A 22,356-nucleotide genomic window follows, 5' to 3' on the forward strand; every position below is an offset into this window, starting at 1 on the left:
CTGGCTTCAGGCGCTAGGGGCGGAGCGGCTACCCGAGCGCAAGGCCCACAAGGTACCGGCGATCAGGATCAGCAAGGTGCCCCCCAAGAACAGCTCCTTGGGCAGGTGCAGGACCAGGGCCTCGTTGTGCAACCACACATGGGCACCCAGGTTCCAGCCTTCCAGGGCGAGCTTGATCCCAGCCCAGCCCACCACCGCGTAGGCCACGGCCTCGAGCTTCGGGTAGCGCTCCATCACCCGCACCATCCAGCCCGCCGCCAGGCGGATCAGCAGGATACCGATGGCGACGCCGGTGAAGATCACCCAGAACACCTTGCTGAAGGCCACCACCACCAGCACCGAGTCGATGGCGAAGGCTAGGTCTACCACGTTGATCATCACCACGATGCGCCAAAAGGACTGCTGGACGGATGCCCCCAAAGCCTGCTCGGGGGACTTGGCCTCGTCACTTTGGCGATTGAGGAAGAACTTGACTGCCAGGTAGATCAGGTAAACCCCGCCCAGCACCTGAATCCACCAAATGTTGATGATCAGCGTGGCAAACAACAGCGCCAGCCCGCGCAGGATGTAGGCCCCGATGATGCCGTAAAGCAACGCTTTCCTGCGCAACTCGGGGGGCAGCGGTTTGACCATCACCGCCAGCACCATGGCGTTGTCCACGGAAAGGATCGCTTCCAGGGCGATGATGATAACGATGGCAAGGATAGCTTCGGCGATTCCCATTTCCCAAATAGGGTAGCCCCAAACCACCTCGACAACCGCAAGCCATCCCCTGGTGACGCAAGCCCGAAAATCTGCTAGAGTGATAACCGCGCTCAAAAAACGGCAATTGCGGGTCAGGCTGCGTTTTGGTGGTTTCGGCGGAGTCTGGGAGCCAGGTTAGCGGGCCTTGCCAAACAGGTAGCGCAGCCCCGGAGCCAACCCCTGGCGCCAGGTCATCCAGTTGTGGCCGGAGGGGCGCTCGGTGTAGGCGTGGGGGTAGCCCTTGTCCTGCAGCATGGCGGCAAAACGGCGGTTGGGAGCCAGAAGCCACTCGATCTGGCCGGTTTCGCAGTAGAAGCGCAGCGGCAGGCGCTCAGCCTGGGCGTATTGCTGGGTGAGCCACTCGGGAGCGGTGTAGCTGTCGTTGCCGCCGGGCTCGAGGGTCAGGCAGGCCGACTGGGTACCCACCACCTGGAAAAGCTGGGGGTTGCGCCATGCCAGCCAGGCCGAGACCACCCCGCCCAGACTGGCCCCCCACAGCCCCCTCTGCTCGGTCTTTCCGTAGTGTCCTTCCACGGCAGGGATGATCTCCTGTAGCAGGAATTCCTCGTATTTGGGGTTGAACCAGTACTCCGTGCGCCGGTCCTCGGGCTCGATGAACACCATGCGCAGGGGCTCGATCTCGCCGTACTCGCACAATGCTTCGGCGATGTCGGCGAACTGGGCGGTGCGGTAGTAGGCCACCCCGTCCTGGATGTAAAGCGTGGCGCGTGGGCTTTGGGAGGGTTCGTAGACGTAGTAGCGCCGGGTGCTTCCGAAGACCTTCGACTCGAGCCGATGCCGGTGCACCCCTTTACCCTCACTGCTGGGCCGGGGAGGAGCTTCATAACGAAACCCCGGCAGCTCGATGGCGCGGGGATAGCTCCACCAGGGGTTCTGGGCCTTGTGGGGGTTGTCGGGGTCGGGGAAGGGCTGGCCCTGGGCGTCGAGGAAGGCGTACTCGACGTAGGCGTGAGGGGGAAACTCGAGGGTGAGGGGGTCGGAGATGGGAATGGGGCGCTTGTCCCAGTCGGTGAAGTCGCCTATGAGAAAGCGGGCGTTGGCCGGTGGATGAAAAGTCACGAAGCGCGAGCGTACCTCGACCATACGGGGATAGCTTAACCCTCATGCCGCGTCTACCTCCCTCGGCGTGAGGGCAAAGTCCCCCCATTGGGCGTTGGGCCCCCAACACCCGATCTTCAGCAGGTAGGGTATCTTAAGTGCCGTGATCGTCGTGCTAGGCATTCTGGCCTACCTTATCGGCTCAATGCCGCTGGGCTACTGGGCCATTCGCCGCCTGAGCCATCAGGAACCCCGCTGGGCCTCGGCCTACAACCTGGGCCTCGAGAGCGCCCTCAGGCAACTGGGTGCAGGGCCGCTGCTGCTGGCCTCGAGCCTCGACTTCCTCAAGGGCCTGCTGGCCGTGCTGCTGGGTCGGGGGTGGGGGCTCGAGGGTGGACTCATGATGGCCCTGCCGGCCTACCTCGGACATCTTTATCCCCTGCCGGTCCTCACTTCTGGCACGACCTTGCGGGGACGCGGGGGCTTCGTGCTGCTGGGCATCCTGGTGGGGCTATTCTTCACAGGCCTTCCCTATTGGGCTACCCTGCTTCCGCTCACGGCGGCGCTGGTCGCCCTCGCCACCACCGGCTGGATGAGCCTGGCGGGGCTGTGCGTGGTGAGCCTGCTGGCGCTGTCGGTGCTGTGGCTGGGGGTGGCTTCCTGGGCCAAGCTGACCGCGCTGGCGCTGCTGGGGCTGGCTTTGTGGCGTTACAAGGAGAACATCGGGCGCATGCTCGAGGGCACCGAACCAAAGCTGGGCCAGCCCCTGCCCCTGCCTTCGGAAAAGCAGGCCGTGTGCGCTTTCATGATCCACCCCCTCACCCTCGACGACCTCTTCCAGACCCCGCGCTTTCGCTGGTTCAAGCCCCTGGTGGACCGGGGCTGGGTTTCGCAGGGTCTGCTCGAGCGCTTCACCGCCCTGATCCGACCCATGAAGAACGGAGAGCTTCGGGGCATCAGGACCGCCGACGGACGCGAGATCCGGTGCTACCTCATCTCGGCGCCACTGCTGCCGCACCAGATCACCTCCAACCCCGAGCTCGCCACCCAGAAGGCCATCCAGGCCGCGCGGCTGGCTAAGGAACTCGGCTGCACGGTGCTGGGGCTGGGGGCTTTTTGGAGCGTGGTGGGCGATAAGGGCAAGCGGGTGCAGGAAGCCGTGCCCGAGATCGAGGTCACCAACGGCGGAGCCTACACCGCCGGCACCGTCAAGGCCGCCATTCCCGGCATCATCGCCCACTTTTCCCAGATGGGCCACGACCTCCGCCAGAGCACGGCGGCGGTGGTAGGGGCCAACGGCGTGGTGGCCTTCGGCATCGCCCGCCAGATCGCCCCGCTGGTGGGAAAGCTCATCCTGGTGGGGCGCAACATGGAGCGGCTGGAAAAGAGCGCCGATAGCCTGCGGAAGAACCTCGAGCGCAAGGGCCAGGTGCCCGATCTCGTCGTCACCACCGACATCGCCGCCATCAAGGAAGCCGACCTGATCTTCAGCGCCACCTCCGACCCCCAAGCGGTGATCTTCCCCGAGCACGTCAAGCCCGGGGCCTGGATCTACGACGAGGGCGTGCCCCCCGACGTGCACCCCGACGTGAAAAAGCTCCCCGGCGTGCGGGTCATCCCCGGCGGGGTGGTGCGTCCCCCTGGAACCATGAGCGGCAACCTCAACCTCCACTTCGGTGAGGGCGCGGTGCCCGCTTGCCTGGCCGAGACCATGATCCTGGCCGCCGAAGGGGCTTATGAGCGCAAGAGCCTGGGCGGGGAGACCAAGAGTGAGAACATTCAATTCTTCGTCGAGCGGGCCGAGGCGCTGGGGTTCAAGGTGGTAGATTAGCCCTACTCGTGGCCCAGCAGACCTTTTTTCCGGGCCAGTAGGTCTGCGCTTTGGAAGAAGTAGACCCCGAGGCTATACACCGCTACCGTACCTAGGAGCAGGATGGCCCATTCCAGCGGAGCCACGCTGGCTCCTAGGATGAGCTTTCGGAAGACGCTCGCCCCTAGGGTCAGGGGAAACCACTGAAGCTGGGGCAGCTCAACGATGACCGCTGGAAACACCAGCAGTTGCGCCAGAGTGAAGACCTGGCTCACTTCCTTGAACAAGAGGATGACAGCCCCAGCCATCAGGCCGAGGCCCAACGAGGTGAGGATAAACAAGAAGAAGGCGGGCAGAAGTGGCCAGCCAAACACAAAATTGGCTTTAAAGATAGCGCCCAAGACCAAAAACAGTAGTCCAAACTGGAGCAGGTTGAGCCAAAACCGGGCCAGCACCTGCACCACAAAAAAAGCCGTCAGGCCTTGACCCGAGAGCACCATGTTTTCCAGCGTGCCCGCCTTGGCTTCCCTGCCAACCTGCGCGGCTGGTGCGCCGATGATGCCGACGGCCAACAGGCCGAGCAGGTACCCTACCAGAAGCTTTGCGGTTTGGGCACCGCTGGCATCCAGCGCGCCCGCGACCCTGGCAAAACCGGTCAAAAGGTAGAAGATGAGTCCGATTAGCACCAGCCCCAGTACAAACTGCAGCGGGTAGCGAACTTGCTCGAGCCAGCTTCGCATGAGCTCGGCCCAAAGGAGGTGGCGGAGTCTAGACATGGTGTGGCTCCTTGGTGAGGGTTTTGAAAATTTCGCCCAGATCGGCCTCGAGTTTCTCGATCTGCTGGATGGGCCTGGGGCGTAAGATCTCCATCAGCTCGTAGATTTGCTGGGGATGCTCGAGGGCGACCTCGAGAACCTTTCGGGTTTCATCTAAGCTGTGCGCCATCGGCAAACTGACCCCTGAAAGCGGCTCTGCCAGCACAATCCGGTAGCTTTGCCGGGCAAACATGGCCATAAGCTCGGCCCTGGGCTGGTCTACAGCGATCCGGCCTTTGGTCAGGATGGCCACCCGGGAGGCCAGCCGCTCGGCCACCTCCATCTGGTGGGTGGTGAGCAGGATGCCCTTGCCGCTTTGGGCCATCTGCTGGATTTGCGCCTCGAGTACCTCGGCGGCGTCGATGTCCAGCCCCAGCGTGGGTTCGTCCAGCAGTACGAACGGGGGGTCGTGCGCAATGGCATTGGCAAAGGCCAGCTTGGAGAGCATCCCCTTGGATAGGGTCTGGGTGGGGGCGTTTCGCTTGTCCCATAGCCCCAGCAGCTCGAGCAGGTATTTGGCCCGCTCGGCTGCGGCCTTGCCCGACATCCCCCGCACCATGCAGGTGTACTTCAGGTTTTCCAGGGGCGAGAGCCGTGGATATAAGCCCCGGTTGGTGTCAATGAGGGCCCCAAACTGGGCCATGTATTCAGGCTTTCCCAGGGTGTACCCGTTGATGCTAACCCGCCCCGCATCTGGAAGCACCAGGCCGCAAATAATCCGAATAGTGGTGGTTTTGCCGCTGCCGTTGCGACCGAGCAGCGCACATACCTCCCCGGGGCGCACCTCCAGCGAGACCCCCTCCAAGACCCGCACGGTGTTTTTTCTGGAGGTGTAGGTTTTTTCGATAGATTTAACCTGTATCATTACCTTTTTGTTTGGGAGGCACGGGAAAGACCCCGTGCCTCTGCGATTGGCTCTAATCCTAGCGCATTTTAGCGCTTATCCCTAGCACCAGCCCAGCACGCAAAAGATGTGATCAAGCAGAGCAACAATGTATTCCTTGGTGATCATCCAAACCCCCAAGTAGTTCCGCCTAGCAGCCGTTGGACACAAAGCAGATTACTTCAGCAATCAGGCGAATGATAAACTCCCGCACTGCGTCGCACCTCCTTTCTGGGGCACCCCGGCAAAGTATACGCGGTTAGAAAAAAAAAAAATCAATATTTCTTTGTTGTACTTGGTCTATTTGTCGTTTTTTGCGTCATCCCACGCTAGAGTAGGGATCAGCATGATGCTTCTGCTGAGCCCCACCCGGTTCGAAGCCGCCTTCCTCAAGGGCCGAAAGTTTACCTTCCACGGCCGCGCCGGGCTGCGCGGGGAGGGGTGGGTGTGGCTCGAGAGCGGCATCGGCAAGGTCAACACCGCCATGACCCTGGCGGCCTATGCCCAGCGGCACAGGGTCGGGTGGGCGCTGCTTTTTGGCATTGCTGGGGCCTACGCCGAGTCGGGGTTGCAGGTCGGGGACGTGGTGCTGGCCGAGCGTGAGATCCAGGCCGACTTAGGCATCAAAGACGGGGGGATGAAGGGCATGGGCTTCCCCACGCTGGTCGTGGGTGGTCCTGAGGGCTCGCCCCTGCACTACCACAACCGCTTCCCGCTGGACAAAGCCCTCACGGCGGAGCTCAAGGCCACGCTGGACCTTCCGGTGCGGAGCTTCCTGACCCGCGACCTGGTGTCGGAAAACCCCACCGAGGCCAGAGAGCTCTCGCGCAAGTGGGAAGCCGACGTGGAGAACATGGAGGGCGCGGCCTTTGCCCAGGCTTGCTTGTGGCTGGGCCTGCCCGGGGCCGAGCTGCGCGCGGTGTCGAATGTAGCAGGGGTGCGCGACAAGGCCCAGTGGCGCATCCGGCAGGCGGTGGAGGCGCTCGAGGCCGCCCTTACGCAGGTCCTCCGGTAACATCGGGGCATGACCGACATCACCCGCCGCCTCTACGACGGACACCCGGTCTGGCCCGGCGATACACCTTGCAGCTTCGAGCTCACCTGGAAGATGCGCGAGGGAGCCTCGGTCAACGTGGGAAAGCTCACCACCACCACCCACCTGGGCACCCACCTCGACGCGCCTTGGCACTATGTGGAGGACGGGGGGAAGCTCGAGAGCGTGCCCCTCTCGGTGCTCATCGGCCCCTGCCAGGTAGTCGACGCCCGGGGCCAGCGGGCCCTCGACGCGCCCTTCCTGCGCTCGCTCGAGCTGCGCGCCGAGCGGGTGCTGTTCTACACCGGCCAACCCGACGAGTGGCGCGACTTCCCCCAAGAGTTCACCCACGTCTTGCCCGCCGCCGTGGACTACCTTGCCGAGCGGGGTGTAAAGCTCTTCGGCACCGACGCCCCCAGCGTGGATCCCCTCACCTCCAAGGACCTGCCCGGCCACAAGGCCTTCGCCCGGCATGGCATCTACATCGTCGAGGGACTCGCGCTGGGGACGGTGAGGCCGGGCGGGTACGAGCTGATCGCGCTGCCGCTGCGGCTCGAGGGGGCCGATGCTTCACCGGTGCGGGCCATCCTTCGCTAGCTCCGGGGCTACCTGATCCAAGAAAGCCGTGATGGCCCGCTCGAGCATCGCGTACACCTGCTCGAAGGCCTCGAGGTCGTCGTAGTAGGGGTCGGGCACCTCTCCCCCGCCCGCCAGGTCCATCACCAGCCGAATCCTAGACTGAGCCTGAGGCAGCATCCGGCGCAGGGTTGTCAGGTTTTCCCGGTCCATCACGAAAATGTGGTCGTACTCCGCATCCTGGGCGTTCACCTGCCGGGCACGGTGAGCAAAAGAAGCGCCGTGGCGCTCCAGCACGCGCCGGGTGCGCGGGTCGGCCTCTTCGCCCGCGTGCCAACCGCCAGTTCCGGCAGAATCCACCTCGAAGCGGCCCTCGAGGCCCCGCTCCCGAAGCAGCTTGCGAAAAATCCCTTCCGCCATCGGCGAGCGACAGATATTGCCCATACAGACGAACAAAACTCTGATCATGGCTTTATCGGAGCTTCACGATCACGCCCTCATCGGGGCGCAGCTCGAGCACCCCACCCACCGCGCCGTAGCGGTCGAGGTGGGTCGAGAGCAGGATTTCACCAGCAGGGACCGAGAGTCGTTGGGGATCGGAGGTGAAGTTGAGCGCTACCAGCACTTCGCCGCCGCGCAGGTAGGCGAACACGCCCTCGGGGCTCTTGTAGGTTTTGTAGTCGCCCCCGAGCAGCGCCGGGGTTTCGCGCCGCACCACCAACAGGGTACGCACCAGCGTCAGCATGGACTCGCTGTCGGCGTCCTGGGCCTCGACGTTGCGCCCCGCCCCCGCCGGCGGGGGCAGGTAATCGGGGTTTATGGGAAGCCAAGGTTCTACCGTGCTAAAGCCGGCGTAGGCGTGGGGGGTCCACTGCATGGGGGTGCGCTCGGGGTCGCGGCCCGGGTCGAGGCCGTGCTCGCCGTGGACGTTCTTCTGGCGCAGGGCGGCGGGGTCTTGGATCTTCTCGGGGGGGATGATGCCGTCCACCATGCCGATCTCGTCGCCGTAGTACCAGGTGGGCGAGCCGCGCAGGCTGAAGAGCATCATGGCCGCGACCCGGGCCTGGGCGTGGCCGATGCGGCTGGCCAGGCGGTGCTGGTCGTGGTTGCCCAGCACCCAGTTGGGCGTGGCCCACGGCGGGAGGCTGGCCTCGTACTCCTCGACGATGTGGCGGATGTTCTCGGCGGTCCAGTGGTTCATGCCCCGGAAGATGAGGTGAAAGTTGAAGGGCAGGTGGCAGCCGGGGCGCTCGGCGGTGCCGTAGTAAGGCATGAGCTGGTCGTAGGGGAGGTAGATCTCCCCCACCATCATGCGCTCGTTGCCGGGGGTGGTGAACTCCTCGAGCACCGCCCGCATCTCCTGCACGATCTCGCGGGTCTCGGGCTGGTCTTCCATGTAGATGTGAATGTGGCGTCCGCGGTCCCACTCGCCTTCCTTCCAGGCGGGGTTCTCGGGTTCGTCGCGAAACTCCGCATCCTCGACCAGCAGCCACATCACGTCCACGCGGAAGCCGTCGACGCCGCGCCGCAGCCAGAAGCGCATGGCTTCGTAAACGGCCTGGCGCACCGCGGGGTTGCGCCAGTTGAGGTCGGGCTGCTCGGGGAGGAACTGGTGGAGGTAGTACTGGCCGGTGTGGGGGTCGAAGGTCCAGGCCGGGCCACCGAAGTAGGCCATCCAGTTGTTGGGGGGACCGCCGTCCGGGGCCGGGTCGCGCCAGACGTACCAGTCGCGCTTGGGGTTATCCCGGCTCGAGCGGGACTCCAAAAACCAGGGGTGCTGGTCGGAGGTGTGGTTGGGCACGAAGTCGATGATCAGCTTCAGTCCCAGCCGGTGGGCTTCCTCCAGAAGCCGGTCGAAGTCGGCCAGGGTGCCGAAGATGGGGTCTACGTCGCAGTAGTCGGCTACGTCGTAGCCGAAATCCTTCATGGGCGACTTATAGAAGGGCGAGAGCCACACGGCGTCCACGCCCAGGTCGCGCAGGTAGCCCAACCGGCGGCGGATGCCCTCGAGGTCGCCGATACCGTCGGCGTTGGAATCCTGAAAGCTACGGGGATAGATCTGGTAGATCACCGCAGTCTGCCACCACGGACGTTCGCTCATCACGCCCACAAGCATATCCTGTAGCGGGCCGGGGTGGGTTCGGAGGGTGGCTAGAGGGCGGCCAAGCAGGTCAGGGCAAAGGCGGCCAAAGACAGCAGCGCGATCAACCAGGCCAGCTTGCCGCTTGGAATGCAGGGGGTGTCGGTCAGCTTCCAGTCCACGCCCTCAGGGTAGGAGCTACAGGGCTCGAGGCCGGGTCATCTGGCACAATATCCGCCGGGCGGTGGAGGCTGCTCAACAGGCCGATGGAAGGGATAGTGGCTTCAACAGCGCACGGTCTGCGCGGGGATTGAGGGTCCAGCTCAATTTTCACCTCCTTCATACCCGTGCAATCCCCAAGCCGGAAAGCCTGTCGCCCACGAAGCGTTAATTCGCGCGCGGTGGAGAGCCGAAGCGCTAATCCGATTAAGGATGCCTCAAGCTACATCCCCAAGGACCCGTGCTACGTTCGGACATGAGCGTAAGGGGGAGAGATGGGTAAGCGCATAAGCCTGATCCTGGGAAGCCTGCTGCTTCTGGCAGCGTGCACCGGCGGCTTCGGCAGCAACGAGCGGCCTCCGGCCGTGGACAGGGACAGTGTGGTGCATCCACTGACTACCCAGTACGGCATCCCACCCACCCTGCTGGCCCGCTACTACTACGTCAGTGAGCACAGGGAAGACGACGGCTCGGTGAGCCTCGAGGCGGGCTACGGCGGCGTGCGCTACAGGCCCCGGCAGTCGACGTTCAGAGGCTTCGAGGGCTGGGATGAGCTCGCAGTGCCCCCCTCCGAGAGCATCCGCGCCGACTGGTTACGCCTGACCCTCAACCGCGACGCGCGGGTGGCGGTGATCTGGAAGATCGACCCGGTGCCGCTGTGGCTCATCGGCTGGGAGCGAATAGCGCTGCCCGAAGGCCTTAGCGCCTTCGTCAAAGACTTCAGCAAGGGCGAGATCGCCCTGGGTGGCCCCGGCAAGAACAACGGCAAATACACCGTGTTGCTGGCCGAAGCGGGCGGAAAAGCCTCCAGCGAGCCCGCGCTGCCACCCGGCATCAGCGAGAGGCCCTTGCCCAACACCGACTGCCCCTCCTGGCTGCACGACACCTGGCGCGTGGTGGGCCCCGACGGCAACGAGTTCCAGGGCTGGCACCCCCAGATCGACCCCGTCTACTGGTGTTACTACCGCCACGAGCACAACTCCGACCCCGGCCTCATCGGCTACAAAGCCGCCTTCACCTACGTGGCGCTGAAGAACCAGAACCAGCCCGAGCGCGGCGAGGGCTTCAAGGGCTTCGCCATGCGGGACGAGGCCAAGCAGATCGGCTGGTACATCAACCTGCACTCCGAGACCAGCACCAATCAGCGCGTGTGCGCCCGGTTCCACACCGTCACCCTGGCCGCCACCGACCTGCGCACCGGGCAATTGCTGCTCGAGCTCGGCTACAAGGGCGACTTCGGCTTCTCGAGGGAGAACGACGACTCCGAACAGTTCATCACCCCCGACGCCTGTCCCGACCAGGCCAAGATCGCCCAGGAGACCACCGCTTCCAAGCGCATCCGCGTCGCCAGCGACGGCAACGGCGGCTACGAGCAGTGGGACGGCGGCTGTGAGCGTGCCCTAGGTATGGAGTGCGACGAGCGGGTAATCGGGATCGACATCCAAAACCCCGCCACCAGTTGCGCCGACTACAAGTGCAGCAGCCTCAGAATCAACGACGGCTCCTCCACCCGCCGCACGATAAGCATCCGCAAGCTCAAGGTGTCCTATCTCGAGTCCCTCGACCTCTCCGACGGCAAGAAGGACGGCTACTTCTACACCGACGTCTACGGCCTCAACCCCGGCATGGACCCCGCCAACCCCGGCGCGGTGCGGCAGTACGTCAAGCCCGGCCTCTCCATCAGCCTCGACGGCCACTTCACCACCGAGGACGCCTGGCGCGGGCTCTACGTGCGGGACGGGCACAACAACGACGTGGAGCTCGAGGGGAGCCTGGGGTCGATCAATTAGCCACACGCTGAACGCCTGTGGTAGGGCCGGGTCCAAGACCCGGCCCTTTCGACGATCGGCGGCTTGTGCAAGGAGTCTTGTCGCTCGAGGGGGCTAGTAGCTCCACTGCACCCGGCAGTCTTTCTGCGGCATCCCGGAGCTGCGGTTTTCGCTGTTCATTCCCCGGCCGTAGATGTAGAAGAAGGGCTTGTTGTCGGTGATGTTGCCCTTGACCGAGATGGCAAACTGGGCGCTCCCGGCCCCTTCCACCACCTGGGTCAGGGGGGAACCGTCTACCCCCACGGTGCCGCTTTCGAACTTGAGCTGGACCTTGGCCACCTGCCCCTTGAGGTCCGTCACGGTCACGCTCAGGGTGGCCTGCCCTCCTTTGGGCACCGAGAACGGGCTGGGGGTGCAGGTCATGGTGAAGTCGTTGGGCTCTCCCCCACCGCCAGGCACACCCACCTCACCGCAGCCCGCAAGTGCCAGCAGCAGCAGCGGCCACATCCACCTGTGCATACCCCCCAATCTAGCCAGGTAGCGGGCTCGAGCGGGGCAGGGTTAACGAAGGCTTAAAAGCGTTCGTTGCTACGATGACGGAGAGCTTCCCGCGGGGGACTCAAAGCGCCCGGGCCGCCGGCTGCGACAGGTCGGGTAGGGCCAGGGTCTGCTTGCGGGTGCTCAGGATTTCGGCGGCGGCCCGCCTTCCGCTTTGCAAAGCCCCGTGGACGGTTCCGGCCCAAGCGTTGGAGGCGGTGCCCTCGCCGGCCCAGAACAGCTTATGCCCGACGGGGCGAGCCAAGATGGCGCGGGCATCGGTGGCGCCCACCACCGCCATGCTGTAAGCGCCCAGGGCGTAGGGGTCGTCCTGCCAGTGGCTCCAAGTCTGAGCCGAGGGGGTGAGGTCGGGGCGACCGAGGGCCTCGCGCAGGGTCGCCAGGCCCACGGCCAGCGCCCGCTCCTGGCCCAGCTCGAGCAACCGCCGGGCCCTTTCGCCCGCGGCGAAAGCGGTCATAAGCTCGCCGCTATAGCGCTGTCCCTTCGAGCTTGACCACCACTCGTCGGGCAGGCCCCCGCAGACATACAGCCCGTTGATCCCCTTAGGTAGGATGGGCTCATCGAAGCGGTAGATCAGCTTGAGTACCGTGGCCACACCCAACCGCTGGATGGCCGAGAGCTTCCACTGGGGCAACTCGGGTACAAAGCGCACCCTGCCCGCCTTGAGCACCCCCACCGGGAGGGTGATCACCACCTGATCGGCGCTGTAGGCCCGGCCATCGGCCAGGATCACGGTCACGCCGGGGCCACCCCAGGCGATGGTATCCACCACTGCCCCCAACTCGATGTCCAACCCTTCGGCCAGGGCCTGGACCACACGGTCATAGCCCGGAAGCAGGCGGTAGTCCCCCTCCTCCGAGGTGGGGTCGAGCATGAACTCGAGCGCGGCCCGCACCGAAAGCTTGTCCGGATCCCCGTAGTCGGAGATGTACTCCTGGAGCTTGTAGGGAGCCTGGTGTACCTCGAGCCCCAGGCGCTTTAGGTATGCCGCCACCGACTCCTCACCCTGCGCCTCGGGCCATCCCAGCGGTACGCCGGAAAAACTGACCTCCTCGCCCACCGTGCGAACGGTGCCGTCCGGCAGGCGGATCCATAGATCGCTCTGCTGGTTGATGTAATGGGTTTTGATTTTGGCTCGGTTTAGGATTTCCCAGGTGGGAACCACGCTGGTGTGGACGAACTCGGCCCCGAGTTCGACGGGCACCTCCGCGAAGTCGCGGTTGGTGTGGATGCGTCCTCCGACGCGGTTTTTAGCTTCAAGGATTCGAACCTTGTGTCCTGCTGCCGTGAGGTCTTGGGCTGCGGCTAAACCCGCGACGCCGGCTCCGATCACGAGCGTCATCATGCAAACACCTTTTTCTACACTGCTTCTGACCTTTCTCCCGAGAATTGTTGTGGATGCTCGGGCATCACCCTGCCGACTTAGTCGCTCCATCGTGCCGTGGCATACGGCATGGTGGCAGTTCGTCGAGTTTCGCGCTTATAGCGCCGGTTGATGCGTCGAGATGGCGACGCAGCCAACGATTTGGGTGCGTTCCTCCTTTTGCTCCAGATTTCCCCGGATTGATTTCCGGGGTACCCCCAGTTTAGCCGATGAAGCGAAGCTGAGAGAAACCCAGGCTGCTTTTTCGTTCCCTCGGCATCCTGACGCCTAGCCTGAGGCGGGCTCGAGGGAGGGACCAGGCAACCCCAGCAGCCGGGCGATCTCGGCGTGGCGCTGGCTCTCACGCAAGAACCCCAGACCACGCCTGCGCCCCAGCCAGGACCTGAGCACCCTGGCCTTTTGCGGGTGTCCGAACAGCCGGGCCAGTTTTTCGACATCCCCCGCCTCGGGTCCCACCGTCTGGCTCACGTACGAGCAGGCTGGGCAGCCGAGGTACATGGGGTTGGAGTCGTAGGCGAAGACCTGCTCACCGCGGTCGTAAACCCAGAACAAAAGCAGTTCCTCCTCGAGGTTCAGCACCGCAAAAGCCAAGGTATTCAATTGGCCGGAGAGTCCCGCGGCAAGGGGGACGATCTCGTCCTGCTGGGTGTAGTAGCTCTCGAAGGTGGGGGGCTCGAGCACCACGACAACCCCACCGGCTATCCCGACGACCTCCGCTCCGCGTTCCCCCAAAGCTTTACGTACTTCCTGGGAGCTTACGCCCTCGAGGTAGAGGTGACGGTAGCCCATGCCCCGATCTTACAGCGATGGGCTCCCGCGGGACAAAGCGCATCTCGACTGGCAGTCCCCAACATGCCGCATATTCCCCATTTCGCAAGGATTCCAGGCTATTTGAGGGTCTGTCTTCTCTGAGCGCTCGGGACAAATGTCCCTATATGCGAATGGTTACCGCTTGTTCTAATGCAGTTCAAAGCATTGAATCGGCTCCACGACAGGAGGTTTTGGCCGTGCCGAGAATGCGCGCGCGCAACCTGTGGGTCAAGGTGCTCTTTTATGGGGGCCTGACGACCGTCGCCATCGTGCTACTGGTGGTCTTCTCCGGGGTGGCGGTGGGGGGGTTTGATCAGCGGGTCGGGAGGCCCATCCCCCAGCCGGTGCCCTTCAGCCACGCCCTGCACGCCGGCGAGATGGGCATTAGCTGCCGCTATTGCCACGCCGCGGTCGAGCAGGCCAGCTACGCCGGCCTGCCGCCGACGGAGACCTGCATGAGCTGCCACTCCCAGGTCAGGGCGCAGAGTCCCCTCCTGGCCCCGGTGCGCGAGAGCTGGGAAAAGGGCACGCCGCTGGCGTGGAACCGGGTGGTGGAGGTGCCCGACTTCGTCTACTTCAACCACTCGATTCACGTGGCCAAGGGGGTGGGTTGCGCCACTTGCCACGGGCCGGTCCACCAGATGCCGGTGCTATACCAGGCCAAGGCCTTTGAGATGCGCTTCTGCCTGGACTGTCACCGAGCTCCAGAGAAGTATTTGAGGCCCCGTGAAGAGGTTTTCAACATGAACTACCAACCTCCCGCCGAACAGCTGGAGCTGGGACGCAGGCTGGTGAAGGCCCACGGCGTGAACCAGGCCAACTTGACCGACTGCTCAGTCTGTCACCGCTAGGGGGAAGCATGCGCGAGTTCGAGGTGCTCAAGGCTAAGCTCGAGGGCAAGCGGGGCAGGGCTTTCTGGCGCAGCTTGGAGGAGTTGGCTGGGAGCCCCGAGTTCCAGCAGAAGCTCACCGAGGAGTTCCCCTGGCGGGCCTGGGGCCTGCCCGAGCTGGACCGGCGGCGCTTTTTACAGCTAATGGCGGCCTCGCTGGCTTTGGGGGGGCTCAGCGCCTGCACTCCCATCTCCAGGCGCAAGGCGGTGCCCTACGTCAAGCAGCCGCCGGGGGTGGTGGGGGGCGGGGTGGCCTTTTACGCCACCGCCTTCGTCCAGGGCGGCTTCGCTCAGGGGCTCCTGGCCAAAAGCTACCAGGGCCGCCCGGTCAAGCTCGAGGGCAACCCCCTGCATCCTTCGAGCCTGGGGGCTACCGACGCCTTCGCTCAAGCCGCTTTGCTCAGCCTCTACGACCCCGACCGCTCCAAGGAGGTGCAAAACGCCGGGAAGCCGAGCACCTGGGCAGCTTTCTTCAGCGCCTTGCGCGCTGAGCTGCGCCGGCAGCAGGCCAGTCGGGGCCGGGGTCTGCGCATCCTCACCGACAGCGTGACCTCGCCCAGCCTCGAGGCCGCCCTCAGGCGCTTGCTGGCCCGCTACCCCGAGGCCAGGTGGGTGAGCTACGAGCCGGCGGGCTTCGAACAGCTCTACGCTGGCACCCAACAGCTCTTCGGGCGGGCGGCCTGGCCGGTTTACCGCCTGGAGAAGGCCAGGGTCATCGTAGCCCTGGACGCCGACTTCCTGCACGCCTGGCCGGGCAGCGTGGCCTACCAGCGGGCCTTCGCCGAGGGGCGGCGGCTGGTGGGGGGCCGCACCGAGATGAACCGGCTCTACGTGGCCGAGTCCACGGTGAGCGTGACCGGAGGCGCCGCCGACCACCGACTGGCCCTACGGCCCAGCCAGATTGAGGCGCTGGCCCGCGACCTGGCGGTGGCGCTGGGGGTGATGGCAGGCCAAGCGCTGTTGCCGCAGCAGGCAAGCTGGGTGCAGGCCGTAGCCGCCGACCTGCGAGCACATCGCGGAGCCGGCGTGGTGCTGGCCGGGCCCCAGCAGCCCCCGGTGGTGCACGCCCTGGCCCATGCCATGAACGTGGCACTGGGCAACGTAGGGCGCACGGTGGACTACCTGCCTCCCCTCGAGTCCAACCCCCCACAGGTCCAAAGCCTGCGAGCCCTGGCCGAGGAGATGCGGGCCGGGCAGGTGGAGGCCCTGCTGATCCTGGGGGGAAACCCCGCCTACACCGCCCCTGCCGACTTGGACTTCGCCAGGCTGCTGGAGCAGGTGCCTTTCAGCGTTCAGCTCGCACCCTACGCCGACGAAACCGCGGCTCGGGTACGCTGGCACCTGCCGGAAGCCCACTTCCTCGAGGCCTGGGGCGATGCCCGCGCCCACGACGGCACGGTGAGCCTGATCCAGCCCCTGATCGAGCCCTTATACGGAGGAAAGAGCGCCCTCGAGGTGCTGTCGGCGGCCTTTGGCGAGGTCGGGAACGGCTATGACCTGCTGCGCGAGCACTGGCAGGGGCAGTGGGGCACAGCAAGCTTCGAGGAGCGCTGGCGCAAGGCAGTCCACGACGGGCTGGTCGAGGCTTCGGCGCCCGCGCCGCTGTCGTTGGCCCCCAAAGCCGGCTGGCAGGCGGCGCTGCCCCCTTATGAGCCCAGGGAGGGCCTCGAGATCACTTTCCTGCCCGACCCCATGCTCTACGACGGGCGCCACGCCGCCAACGCCTGGCTGCAGGAGGCCCCCAAGCCCATGACCCACCTGACCTGGGACAACGCCCTGCTGCTGTCACCCAAGACGGCGGAGGCACTGGGCATCCTGGGAGAGATTCAAGCAGCCGAGCGGCAGGGAAAGCCCGAGCGCCCGGTCCTGGCCCTCAGCCTGGGCGAGCGCCGGCTGGAGGCGGCAGTCTGGGTGGTCCCCGGTCATCCCGACGGAAGCTTCACGCTCTACCTAGGGCACGGACGTGAGCGGGCTGGTCGCTTGGGCAGCGGGGTGGGGGTAAACGCCTACGCCCTGCGCACCTCCCAGGCTCCCTGGTTCGCTGCCGGGGTCCAAGCCGCTCGCACAAGCAGGTACTACCCGCTGGCCTCCACCCAAAGCCACTTCGCCCTCGATGGCCTCGAGCTCTTGCGCGTAGAGAAGCTCGAGGAGTACAAAGCCCACGCCGAGCGCCAAGAACACCTCGCCCCTACGCTCTACCCCGAGTGGCCCTCCGCCCCCCATGCCTGGGCCATGGTCATCGACACCTCCTTGTGCACCGGCTGTAACGCCTGCGTCATCGCCTGCCAGGCCGAGAACAACGTCCCCGTAGTGGGCAAGGAGGAGGTGCTGGTGGGCCGGGAGATGCACTGGATTCGTATCGACCGCTACTACGAAGGCTCCGCCGAGGCCGTGCGGGTCCACCATCAGCCGGTGCCCTGCATGCACTGCGAGAAGGCTCCGTGCGAACCGGTCTGTCCGGTGGCGGCCACCACCCACTCCGGCGAGGGCCTCAACCTGCAGGTCTACAACCGCTGCGTGGGCACCAAGTACTGCTCCAACAACTGCCCCTACAAGGTGCGTCGCTTCAACTTCTACCCTTACGCCGAGCGCTTCATCGGCCATGGAGACCCCGAAGCGGCTCCCCAAAGCCCGCTCTCCCTCCTCATGAACCCCGAGGTCACCGTCAGAAGCCGCGGGGTCATGGAGAAATGCACCTACTGCGTGCAGCGCATCGAGGCGGCCCGCATCCAAGCTTCCAAAGAGGGCCGTCCCCTGGCCGATGGCGAAGTCAAGACCGCCTGCCAGCAAGCCTGTCCAGCCCAGGCCATCGTCTTCGGCGACCTGGAAGCCGAAGGCAGCCGGGTCGCCGCCTTGCGCCAGGAGCCCCGGCACTTCGTCTTGCTGGAGGAACTCAACACCCGCCCGCGCACCACCTACTTAGGCCGGGTGCTCAACCCCAACCCCGAACTCCCCACGGAGGGCGAGCATGGAACCTAAACCCGCCAGTGGCGATAGCGCCCTCATCCAGGGCGAGCACACCTACGAGACCCTCTCCGAAAAGCTTGCGGCGGTGGTGGAGAAGCCGCCGCCTGGGGCCTGGTGGCCGGTCTTTCTCATCGGGGGGCTGGGAGCGGCGCTTTTGCTCTACGCCATCCTGGTGACCTTCATCCAGGGGCTGGGCACCTGGGGCATCAACATCCCGGTGGGCTGGGGCTTCGACATCGTGCACTTCGTGTGGTGGATCGGCATCGGCCACGCCGGCACCCTGATCTCGGCCATCCTGGTGCTCATGCGCCAGGACTGGCGCGACTCGCTCAACCGCCTCACCGAGGTCATGACGCTCTTCGCGGTGCTGTGCGCGGCCCTCTATCCCCTGATCCACATGGGCCGGGCCCAGAACATGTACTGGATCTTCCCCTACCCCAACAGCCTGGGCATCTGGCCCCAGTTCAAGAGCCCTTTGACCTGGGACGTGCTGGCCATCATGACCTATCTCACCATCTCCACGCTCTTCCTCTACCTGGGACTGATCCCCGACCTGGCCCTGCTGCGCGAGCGCGCCCAGAGCCGCTTTACTCGCATTCTCTACGGGGTGCTCTCCCTGGGCTGGACCGGCAGCGCCACCCACTGGCACCGCTACCGGGCAGCCTACGTGCTGTTGGCGGGCCTGGCGACGCCGGTGGTGATCTCGGTGCACTCGGTGGTGAGCCTGGACTTCGCCTACGGGGTGATCCCCGGCTGGCACATCACCGTCTTCCCGCCCTTCTTCGCCTCGGGAGCCATTTACTCCGGCTTCGCCATGGCCCTGACGCTGATCATCCCCCTGCGCAAGTGGTACCGCCTCGAGGACGTGGTCACCAACCGCCACCTGGACTGGATGGCCAAGGTGATGCTGGCCAGCGGGCTGGGGGTGGCCTACATCTACCTGCTGGAGATCTTCATCGCCTGGTACTCGGGCGAACCCTTCGAGATAAGGCAGCAGCTCTGGCGCTTCTCGGGCCCCTATGCCCCGTACTACTGGGCGATGATGCTCATCAACGTGGGGGTCCTCCAGCTCATGTGGTTCCCCCGCTTCCGGCACAACCTCTGGGTGCTTTTCATCGTCTCGATCTTGGCCAACGTGGGCATGTGGCTCGAGCGCTTCGTGATCGTGATCATCAGCCTCTCGCGCGACTATCTACCCAGCAGCGCCCACCTCTACCATCCCACCTGGGTGGACTGGAGCCTCTACCTGGGGACGCTAGGGTTCTTCCTCTTTGGCATCGCCCTCTTCATCCGCTTCTTCCCCCCCATCGCGGTAGCCGAGATGCTGCACCTGCTGCACAAGTTGCGCTTCCACCGCCACGACAAGCAGGGGGGATCGCCTCCCCATCGGGACGGACAAGACCCCCACACCCCGAGGTGAACCATGCTCCATGGCCTGGCGGCATATTTCGAGACTCCTGAGGACCTTCTGGACGCGGTGCCTAAGGTGCGGGCGGCCGGCTATCGCTACCTCGAGGCCTACACCCCCTTCCCGGTGGAGGGGTTGGTGGATGCCCTGGGCACGCGCGACGAGCGCATCCCCTGGATCGCCTTCACCCTGGGCGCCCTCGGGGCCATCGGCGGCTTTGCCCTGCAAGCGTGGGTGCAGGTCGCAGCCTACCCGCTCAACATCGGCGGCAAGCCCCTACTGGCCTGGCCAGCCTACATCCCCATCACCTTCGAGCTGACCATCCTGAGCATTACCCTGGGCCTCTTCGTGACCCTCCTGGCTCTGAACGGCCTGCCGCTGTCCTACCATCCGGTGACCCGCACGCGGGGATACCGGCGGGCGCTGGTGGACCGCTTCGTGCTGGTGGTGGAAGCCCGCGATCCCCGCTTCGAGCTGAGCGAGACCCGGCGCTTCTTGGAGGAACTCGGGGCAGCGGTAGAGGAGGTGCGGGATTGAGCGTTCTAGACCCAACAGCAAATGCCATGCACACACCGGGGGTCGAGGGAGCCCGTGCACAACCCACGTTTAGCCTTCGACGCTCGGCGCCGGGCGTGTTGCGCCTGGCCTTTTGCGCCTCCCTTTTCCTGCTTGGCGGTTGCAGCTGGATGTGGGAACAGCCCAAGGGCAAGGCCTTCTCCCAAAGCGAGGTCTTCGCCGACGGAGCCACCGGGCGCACACCCCCGGCGGGCACCGTGGCCCAAGGGAGCCTCGAGCCCACCCCCGGCTACAGCAGCGGCCTGGGTCCGCAGGGGCCCCTGACCCAGGTGCCCATCCCGGTGGACCTGGCCCGAGGGAAGGTAGTCTACGAGAGCTTCTGCGCAGTCTGTCACGGCCTGAAGGGCGAGGGTGACGGGGTGGCGGTGCAGCGCGGCTTCCCCCAACCCCCCTCCTTCTTGCAAGAGCGCCTCAGGCAAAGCCCGCCCGGCTACTTCTTCCTGGCGGCTACCAACGGCTTTGGCCGAATGATGGGTTATGCCTCGCGCATCCTCGAGGCCGATCGCTGGGCGGCGGTGGCCTACATCAAAGACTGCTTGCAGGAGCAAGGGGCGCAGTGTCCAGGAGGTACCCGTGCAACGAAGCGTTAGACGTGGCTCAATGGCCGAGCGCCTGGGCCTGGGCCTGGGGGCGCTGGGTCTGCTGGTCCTGTTGGTGAGCTACTTTCTGGGCGTTCCCGGGGCAGCCCAGTCCTACCTCTACGGCTACAGCTTCTTCCTGGCCCTTACCCTGGGCACGCTTTCGGTGCTCCTGCTGCACCATCTGATGAAAAGTCATTGGGGGCAGGCATTGCAGCCCTTCCTCGAGGCCTCCGTTCTGACCCTGCCCTACCTGGCCGTGCTCTCCCTCCCCATCCTGATCACCCTGCCCGAGCTCTACCCCTGGGCGCAGCCTGAAAAGGTAGCTGCCGATCCCCTGCTGCAACACCGCCAACCTTACAACAACCCCCTCTTCTACACAGTACGCATGGCTGTCTACTTCCTGTTCTGGAGCTTCGTAGCCGGGCGGTTGGTGGGCTGGGGGCGCACTGCCGAGGCGGCCCTGGTGCAAAAGCGCACCGAGACCGCGGCCTGGGGCTTGGCCCTTTTCGTCGTGGTGACCACCTTCGGAGCCTTCGACCTCTTGATGGGGCTGGAGCCCCACTTCTACTCCGCCTCCTACGGCGCGCTCTTCGCGGTGGGCCATACCCTGGGCGGTCTGGCCTTCGCGGCGATGCTGGCCACCCGCACCCCGGCGGTGGCGGCTTTCCTGGTCCGCAAGAACCTGCAGAACCAGGCCAACCTGATGCTGGCTTTCAGCATCATCTGGATCTACCTAGCCCTGACCACCTTCATCATCGTCTGGGGTGCTAACTTTCCCCACGAGGTCGAGTACTACGTGCCCCGCAGCGAGGGCTTTTGGGGTGGGGTGGCCGTCGCGCTGCTGCTGGGTCAGTTTCTCCTGCCGTTCTTAGCCCTCCTCACCAACCCCCCCAAGCGCAACCCGCGCGTGCTCTTCTACGTAGCCCTTTGGATCGTGGCCTTCCGGCTGGTGGACCACACCTGGACGGTGATCCCCTCCTTCGATCGCGGCCTGCTCTGGAGCGACCTGGCCGCTTTGTTGGGGGTGGGGGGTTTGTGGCTGGTGGCCTTCACCCAGCAACTCAGGCGGCGGCTCGAGGCGGTCGAGGGTCGGTAGTCGGAAGGGCGGCGCCCGCCGTGCTCCATCAGTACGGCAGCGGCCAGGTGCGGAAGTAGTCGCGGATGCGGCCCCACAAGCCCACCAGGCCCAGGGGCTCGAGGATCAAAAACAGTAAGATCAGCGCCCCGAAGGCCACGTTGCGCCAAGCGGCGAAGGAAGGGGCGAACTGCGGCCCGAAAGCCCCCACGATGGCGTTGAGGACCTCGGGGATCAGCACGATAAAGCTTGCTCCCAGCACCGCGCCCAGCACGGTCCCGGCTCCACCCACGATCACCATGGCCAGGTATTGGATGCTGAAGGTGAGCACAAAATTTTCCGGGGTGATGGATTTGTAGAGGTTGGCCAGAAGCCCCCCGGCAATACCGGCGTAGAAGGCCGAGATGGCAAACGCGGTGAGCTTGGCGCGGGTGAGGTCCACGCCCGAGAGCCGGGCCGAGAGGTCGTTGTCGCGCACGGCGTACCACAGGCGGCCTGCGCGGGTCGAGAGCAGGCGCTTGGCGTAGAAGAACAGCGGGATGGCGAAGAACAGCACCAGATACCACAGCGCATCGGCATTGGGCATGGAGATGCCCAAGAACTCGGCTGGGGGCAGGGTGCGCCCGCGAATACCGCCGGTGACCCCCTCCCAGCGCTTGAAGACGTAATCGGCCAGGAATTGCAGGGCCAGGGTGGCGATGGCCAAGTAGGTGCCCTTGATGCGCAGCGAGGGCAGGCCCAGCACGATGCCGATCAGGCCCGCCAACACCCCACCCAGCAGGATGCCCACCGCCGCCAGGGGGCCGGCCAGGTGCGAGGCGGTGTAGGCCCCGATGCCCACAAAGGCGGCGTGGCCTAGCGAGATCTGGCCAGCCCCGCCCACCAGCAGGTGCAGCCCCAGCGCCCCGATGGAGGCGATGGCGATGAGCACCGCCACGTACATGGGGTAAGGTGGCAGGAAAAGCGGCAGCAGCACCAGCAACACCAGCGCACTCCACAGCCACAAGCGCCCCAGAGGGGTGCTGGCGTAGGCCTCGTCCTGACGGTAGGTAGCCCGCACGGTGCGGGCAAAGGTGCGGCTGTAGCGGTCGGTGAGGCTTTGGGAGAGTTGGAAAAACAT

The 22,356-nt window shown here is 65.2% G+C and carries 20 protein-coding genes; 10 read left to right on the forward strand and 10 right to left on the reverse strand.

The window, feature by feature from the left end:
• Positions 1 to 6 precede the first annotated feature (6 nt).
• Both B047_RS0101810 and B047_RS0101815 read right to left on the reverse strand, forming a co-directional pair.
• Positions 7 to 723 carry a TerC family protein gene (locus B047_RS0101810; protein WP_018465252.1) on the reverse strand — a complete coding sequence of 239 codons (717 nt, stop codon included), beginning with the start codon at positions 721 to 723 and terminating at the stop codon, positions 7 to 9.
• Between the two features lie 156 nt (positions 724 to 879).
• The gene (locus tag B047_RS0101815; protein WP_018465253.1) at positions 880 to 1,848 is read right to left on the reverse strand and encodes an alpha/beta hydrolase; all 969 of its coding nucleotides are present in this window, start codon (positions 1,846 to 1,848) and stop codon (positions 880 to 882) included.
• A gap of 118 nt (positions 1,849 to 1,966) precedes the next feature.
• Between B047_RS0101815 and B047_RS0101820 the strand changes: the two genes are divergently transcribed.
• Entirely contained in the window at positions 1,967 to 3,634 is a 1,668-nt protein-coding gene (locus B047_RS0101820) for a glycerol-3-phosphate acyltransferase (RefSeq protein ID WP_018465254.1), read from the forward strand.
• A gap of 2 nt (positions 3,635 to 3,636) precedes the next feature.
• On the opposite strand, the gene B047_RS0101825 is transcribed toward B047_RS0101820, so the two are convergent.
• Both B047_RS0101825 and B047_RS0101830 read right to left on the reverse strand, forming a co-directional pair.
• Positions 3,637 to 4,389 carry an ABC transporter gene (locus B047_RS0101825; protein WP_157205776.1) on the reverse strand — a complete coding sequence of 251 codons (753 nt, stop codon included), beginning with the start codon at positions 4,387 to 4,389 and terminating at the stop codon, positions 3,637 to 3,639.
• Entirely contained in the window at positions 4,382 to 5,242 is an 861-nt protein-coding gene (locus B047_RS0101830; protein ID WP_245533673.1) for an ABC transporter ATP-binding protein, read from the reverse strand. The genes B047_RS0101825 and B047_RS0101830 overlap by 8 nt, the downstream gene beginning before the upstream one ends.
• A 415-nt stretch (positions 5,243 to 5,657) precedes the next feature.
• Between B047_RS0101830 and mqnB the strand changes: the two genes are divergently transcribed.
• The gene (gene mqnB / locus B047_RS0101835) at positions 5,658 to 6,326 is read left to right on the forward strand and encodes a futalosine hydrolase (protein ID WP_018465257.1); all 669 of its coding nucleotides are present in this window, start codon (positions 5,658 to 5,660) and stop codon (positions 6,324 to 6,326) included.
• A 9-nt stretch (positions 6,327 to 6,335) separates the two neighbouring features.
• On the forward strand, positions 6,336 to 6,941 hold the full coding sequence (locus tag B047_RS0101840) for a cyclase family protein (protein ID WP_018465258.1): 606 nt from the start codon (positions 6,336 to 6,338) through the stop codon (positions 6,939 to 6,941).
• Here the strand turns inward: B047_RS0101840 and B047_RS0101845 are convergent.
• Together B047_RS0101845 and B047_RS0101850 are read right to left on the reverse strand one after the other, a co-directional pair.
• Positions 6,915 to 7,388: a low molecular weight protein-tyrosine-phosphatase gene (locus tag B047_RS0101845; protein ID WP_026234492.1), complete on the reverse strand. Its 474-nt coding sequence runs from the start codon at positions 7,386 to 7,388 to the stop codon at positions 6,915 to 6,917. The two genes, B047_RS0101840 and B047_RS0101845, sit on opposite strands and share 27 nt — an antisense overlap.
• 4 nt (positions 7,389 to 7,392) lie before the next feature.
• On the reverse strand, positions 7,393 to 9,021 hold the full coding sequence (locus tag B047_RS0101850) for an alpha-amylase family glycosyl hydrolase (protein ID WP_018465260.1): 1,629 nt from the start codon (positions 9,019 to 9,021) through the stop codon (positions 7,393 to 7,395).
• 473 nt (positions 9,022 to 9,494) lie between these two features.
• Between B047_RS0101850 and B047_RS0101860 the strand changes: the two genes are divergently transcribed.
• Positions 9,495 to 11,009, forward strand: coding sequence for a hypothetical protein (locus tag B047_RS0101860; protein ID WP_018465262.1), 1,515 nt, complete (start codon positions 9,495 to 9,497; stop codon positions 11,007 to 11,009).
• Positions 11,010 to 11,102: 93 nt separating this feature from the next.
• Here the strand turns inward: B047_RS0101860 and B047_RS0101865 are convergent, their stop codons facing one another.
• The 3 genes from B047_RS0101865 to B047_RS0101875 form a co-directional block, all read right to left on the reverse strand.
• Entirely contained in the window at positions 11,103 to 11,507 is a 405-nt protein-coding gene (locus B047_RS0101865) for a hypothetical protein (RefSeq protein ID WP_157205777.1), read from the reverse strand.
• 100 nt (positions 11,508 to 11,607) lie between these two features.
• Positions 11,608 to 12,891 (reverse strand): flavin monoamine oxidase family protein, encoded by a 1,284-nt coding sequence (locus B047_RS0101870; protein ID WP_018465264.1) that lies wholly within the window; start codon positions 12,889 to 12,891, stop codon positions 11,608 to 11,610.
• A 306-nt stretch (positions 12,892 to 13,197) separates the two neighbouring features.
• Positions 13,198 to 13,719, reverse strand: a complete 522-nt coding sequence (locus B047_RS0101875; RefSeq protein WP_018465265.1) for a hypothetical protein — start codon at positions 13,717 to 13,719, stop codon at positions 13,198 to 13,200.
• A 227-nt stretch (positions 13,720 to 13,946) separates the two neighbouring features.
• Between B047_RS0101875 and B047_RS0101880 the strand changes: the two genes are divergently transcribed.
• The 6 genes from B047_RS0101880 to B047_RS0101905 all read left to right on the forward strand — a co-directional run bounded on the left by B047_RS0101880 (position 13,947) and on the right by B047_RS0101905 (position 21,257).
• Entirely contained in the window at positions 13,947 to 14,591 is a 645-nt protein-coding gene (locus tag B047_RS0101880) for an ammonia-forming cytochrome c nitrite reductase subunit c552 (protein WP_018465266.1), read from the forward strand.
• Positions 14,592 to 14,599: 8 nt separating this feature from the next.
• Complete coding sequence (locus B047_RS0101885; RefSeq protein WP_018465267.1) at positions 14,600 to 17,608, forward strand: TAT-variant-translocated molybdopterin oxidoreductase; 3,009 nt, start codon at positions 14,600 to 14,602, stop codon at positions 17,606 to 17,608.
• A complete protein-coding gene (gene nrfD, locus B047_RS16020; protein WP_018465268.1) occupies positions 17,598 to 19,016 on the forward strand; it encodes an NrfD/PsrC family molybdoenzyme membrane anchor subunit in 1,419 nt (472 codons plus the stop codon). Before B047_RS0101885 ends, nrfD begins: the two co-directional genes overlap by 11 nt.
• Before the next feature lie 3 nt (positions 19,017 to 19,019).
• Positions 19,020 to 19,541: a DUF3341 domain-containing protein gene (locus B047_RS0101895; protein WP_018465269.1), complete on the forward strand. Its 522-nt coding sequence runs from the start codon at positions 19,020 to 19,022 to the stop codon at positions 19,539 to 19,541.
• Between the two features lie 149 nt (positions 19,542 to 19,690).
• Positions 19,691 to 20,170, forward strand: a complete 480-nt coding sequence (locus B047_RS0101900; protein WP_245533674.1) for a c-type cytochrome — start codon at positions 19,691 to 19,693, stop codon at positions 20,168 to 20,170.
• The gene (locus B047_RS0101905) at positions 20,154 to 21,257 is read left to right on the forward strand and encodes a hypothetical protein (RefSeq protein ID WP_245533675.1); all 1,104 of its coding nucleotides are present in this window, start codon (positions 20,154 to 20,156) and stop codon (positions 21,255 to 21,257) included. The genes B047_RS0101900 and B047_RS0101905 overlap by 17 nt, the downstream gene beginning before the upstream one ends.
• A 28-nt stretch (positions 21,258 to 21,285) precedes the next feature.
• On the opposite strand, the gene B047_RS0101910 is transcribed toward B047_RS0101905, so the two are convergent.
• Entirely contained in the window at positions 21,286 to 22,356 is a 1,071-nt protein-coding gene (locus B047_RS0101910; RefSeq protein WP_018465272.1) for a branched-chain amino acid ABC transporter permease, read from the reverse strand.

Source organism: Calidithermus timidus DSM 17022, assembly GCF_000373205.1.
Classification (GTDB): domain Bacteria; phylum Deinococcota; class Deinococci; order Deinococcales; family Thermaceae; genus Calidithermus; species Calidithermus timidus.

Excerpts from the sequence above, each read along its gene's own strand:
- B047_RS0101860 (WP_018465262.1), top strand. The coding sequence starts at position 9,495 with ATGGGTAAGCGCATAAGCCTGATCCTGGGAAGCCTGCTGCTTCTGGCA.
- B047_RS0101845 (WP_026234492.1), bottom strand. The coding sequence starts at position 7,388 with ATGATCAGAGTTTTGTTCGTCTGTATGGGCAATATCTGTCGCTCGCCG.
- B047_RS0101810 (WP_018465252.1), bottom strand. The coding sequence starts at position 723 with ATGGGAATCGCCGAAGCTATCCTTGCCATCGTTATCATCATCGCCCTG.
- B047_RS0101885 (WP_018465267.1), top strand. The coding sequence starts at position 14,600 with ATGCGCGAGTTCGAGGTGCTCAAGGCTAAGCTCGAGGGCAAGCGGGGC.
- B047_RS0101865 (WP_157205777.1), bottom strand. The coding sequence starts at position 11,507 with ATGCACAGGTGGATGTGGCCGCTGCTGCTGCTGGCACTTGCGGGCTGC.
- B047_RS0101815 (WP_018465253.1), bottom strand. The coding sequence starts at position 1,848 with ATGGTCGAGGTACGCTCGCGCTTCGTGACTTTTCATCCACCGGCCAAC.
- B047_RS0101900 (WP_245533674.1), top strand. The coding sequence starts at position 19,691 with ATGTGGGAACAGCCCAAGGGCAAGGCCTTCTCCCAAAGCGAGGTCTTC.
- B047_RS0101825 (WP_157205776.1), bottom strand. The coding sequence starts at position 4,389 with ATGTCTAGACTCCGCCACCTCCTTTGGGCCGAGCTCATGCGAAGCTGG.
- mqnB (WP_018465257.1), top strand. The coding sequence starts at position 5,658 with ATGATGCTTCTGCTGAGCCCCACCCGGTTCGAAGCCGCCTTCCTCAAG.
- B047_RS0101895 (WP_018465269.1), top strand. The coding sequence starts at position 19,020 with ATGCTCCATGGCCTGGCGGCATATTTCGAGACTCCTGAGGACCTTCTG.
- B047_RS0101880 (WP_018465266.1), top strand. The coding sequence starts at position 13,947 with ATGCGCGCGCGCAACCTGTGGGTCAAGGTGCTCTTTTATGGGGGCCTG.
- B047_RS0101840 (WP_018465258.1), top strand. The coding sequence starts at position 6,336 with ATGACCGACATCACCCGCCGCCTCTACGACGGACACCCGGTCTGGCCC.
- B047_RS0101870 (WP_018465264.1), bottom strand. The coding sequence starts at position 12,891 with ATGATGACGCTCGTGATCGGAGCCGGCGTCGCGGGTTTAGCCGCAGCC.
- B047_RS0101850 (WP_018465260.1), bottom strand. The coding sequence starts at position 9,021 with ATGAGCGAACGTCCGTGGTGGCAGACTGCGGTGATCTACCAGATCTAT.
- B047_RS0101875 (WP_018465265.1), bottom strand. The coding sequence starts at position 13,719 with ATGGGCTACCGTCACCTCTACCTCGAGGGCGTAAGCTCCCAGGAAGTA.
- nrfD (WP_018465268.1), top strand. The coding sequence starts at position 17,598 with ATGGAACCTAAACCCGCCAGTGGCGATAGCGCCCTCATCCAGGGCGAG.
- B047_RS0101910 (WP_018465272.1), bottom strand. The coding sequence starts at position 22,356 with ATGTTTTTCCAACTCTCCCAAAGCCTCACCGACCGCTACAGCCGCACC.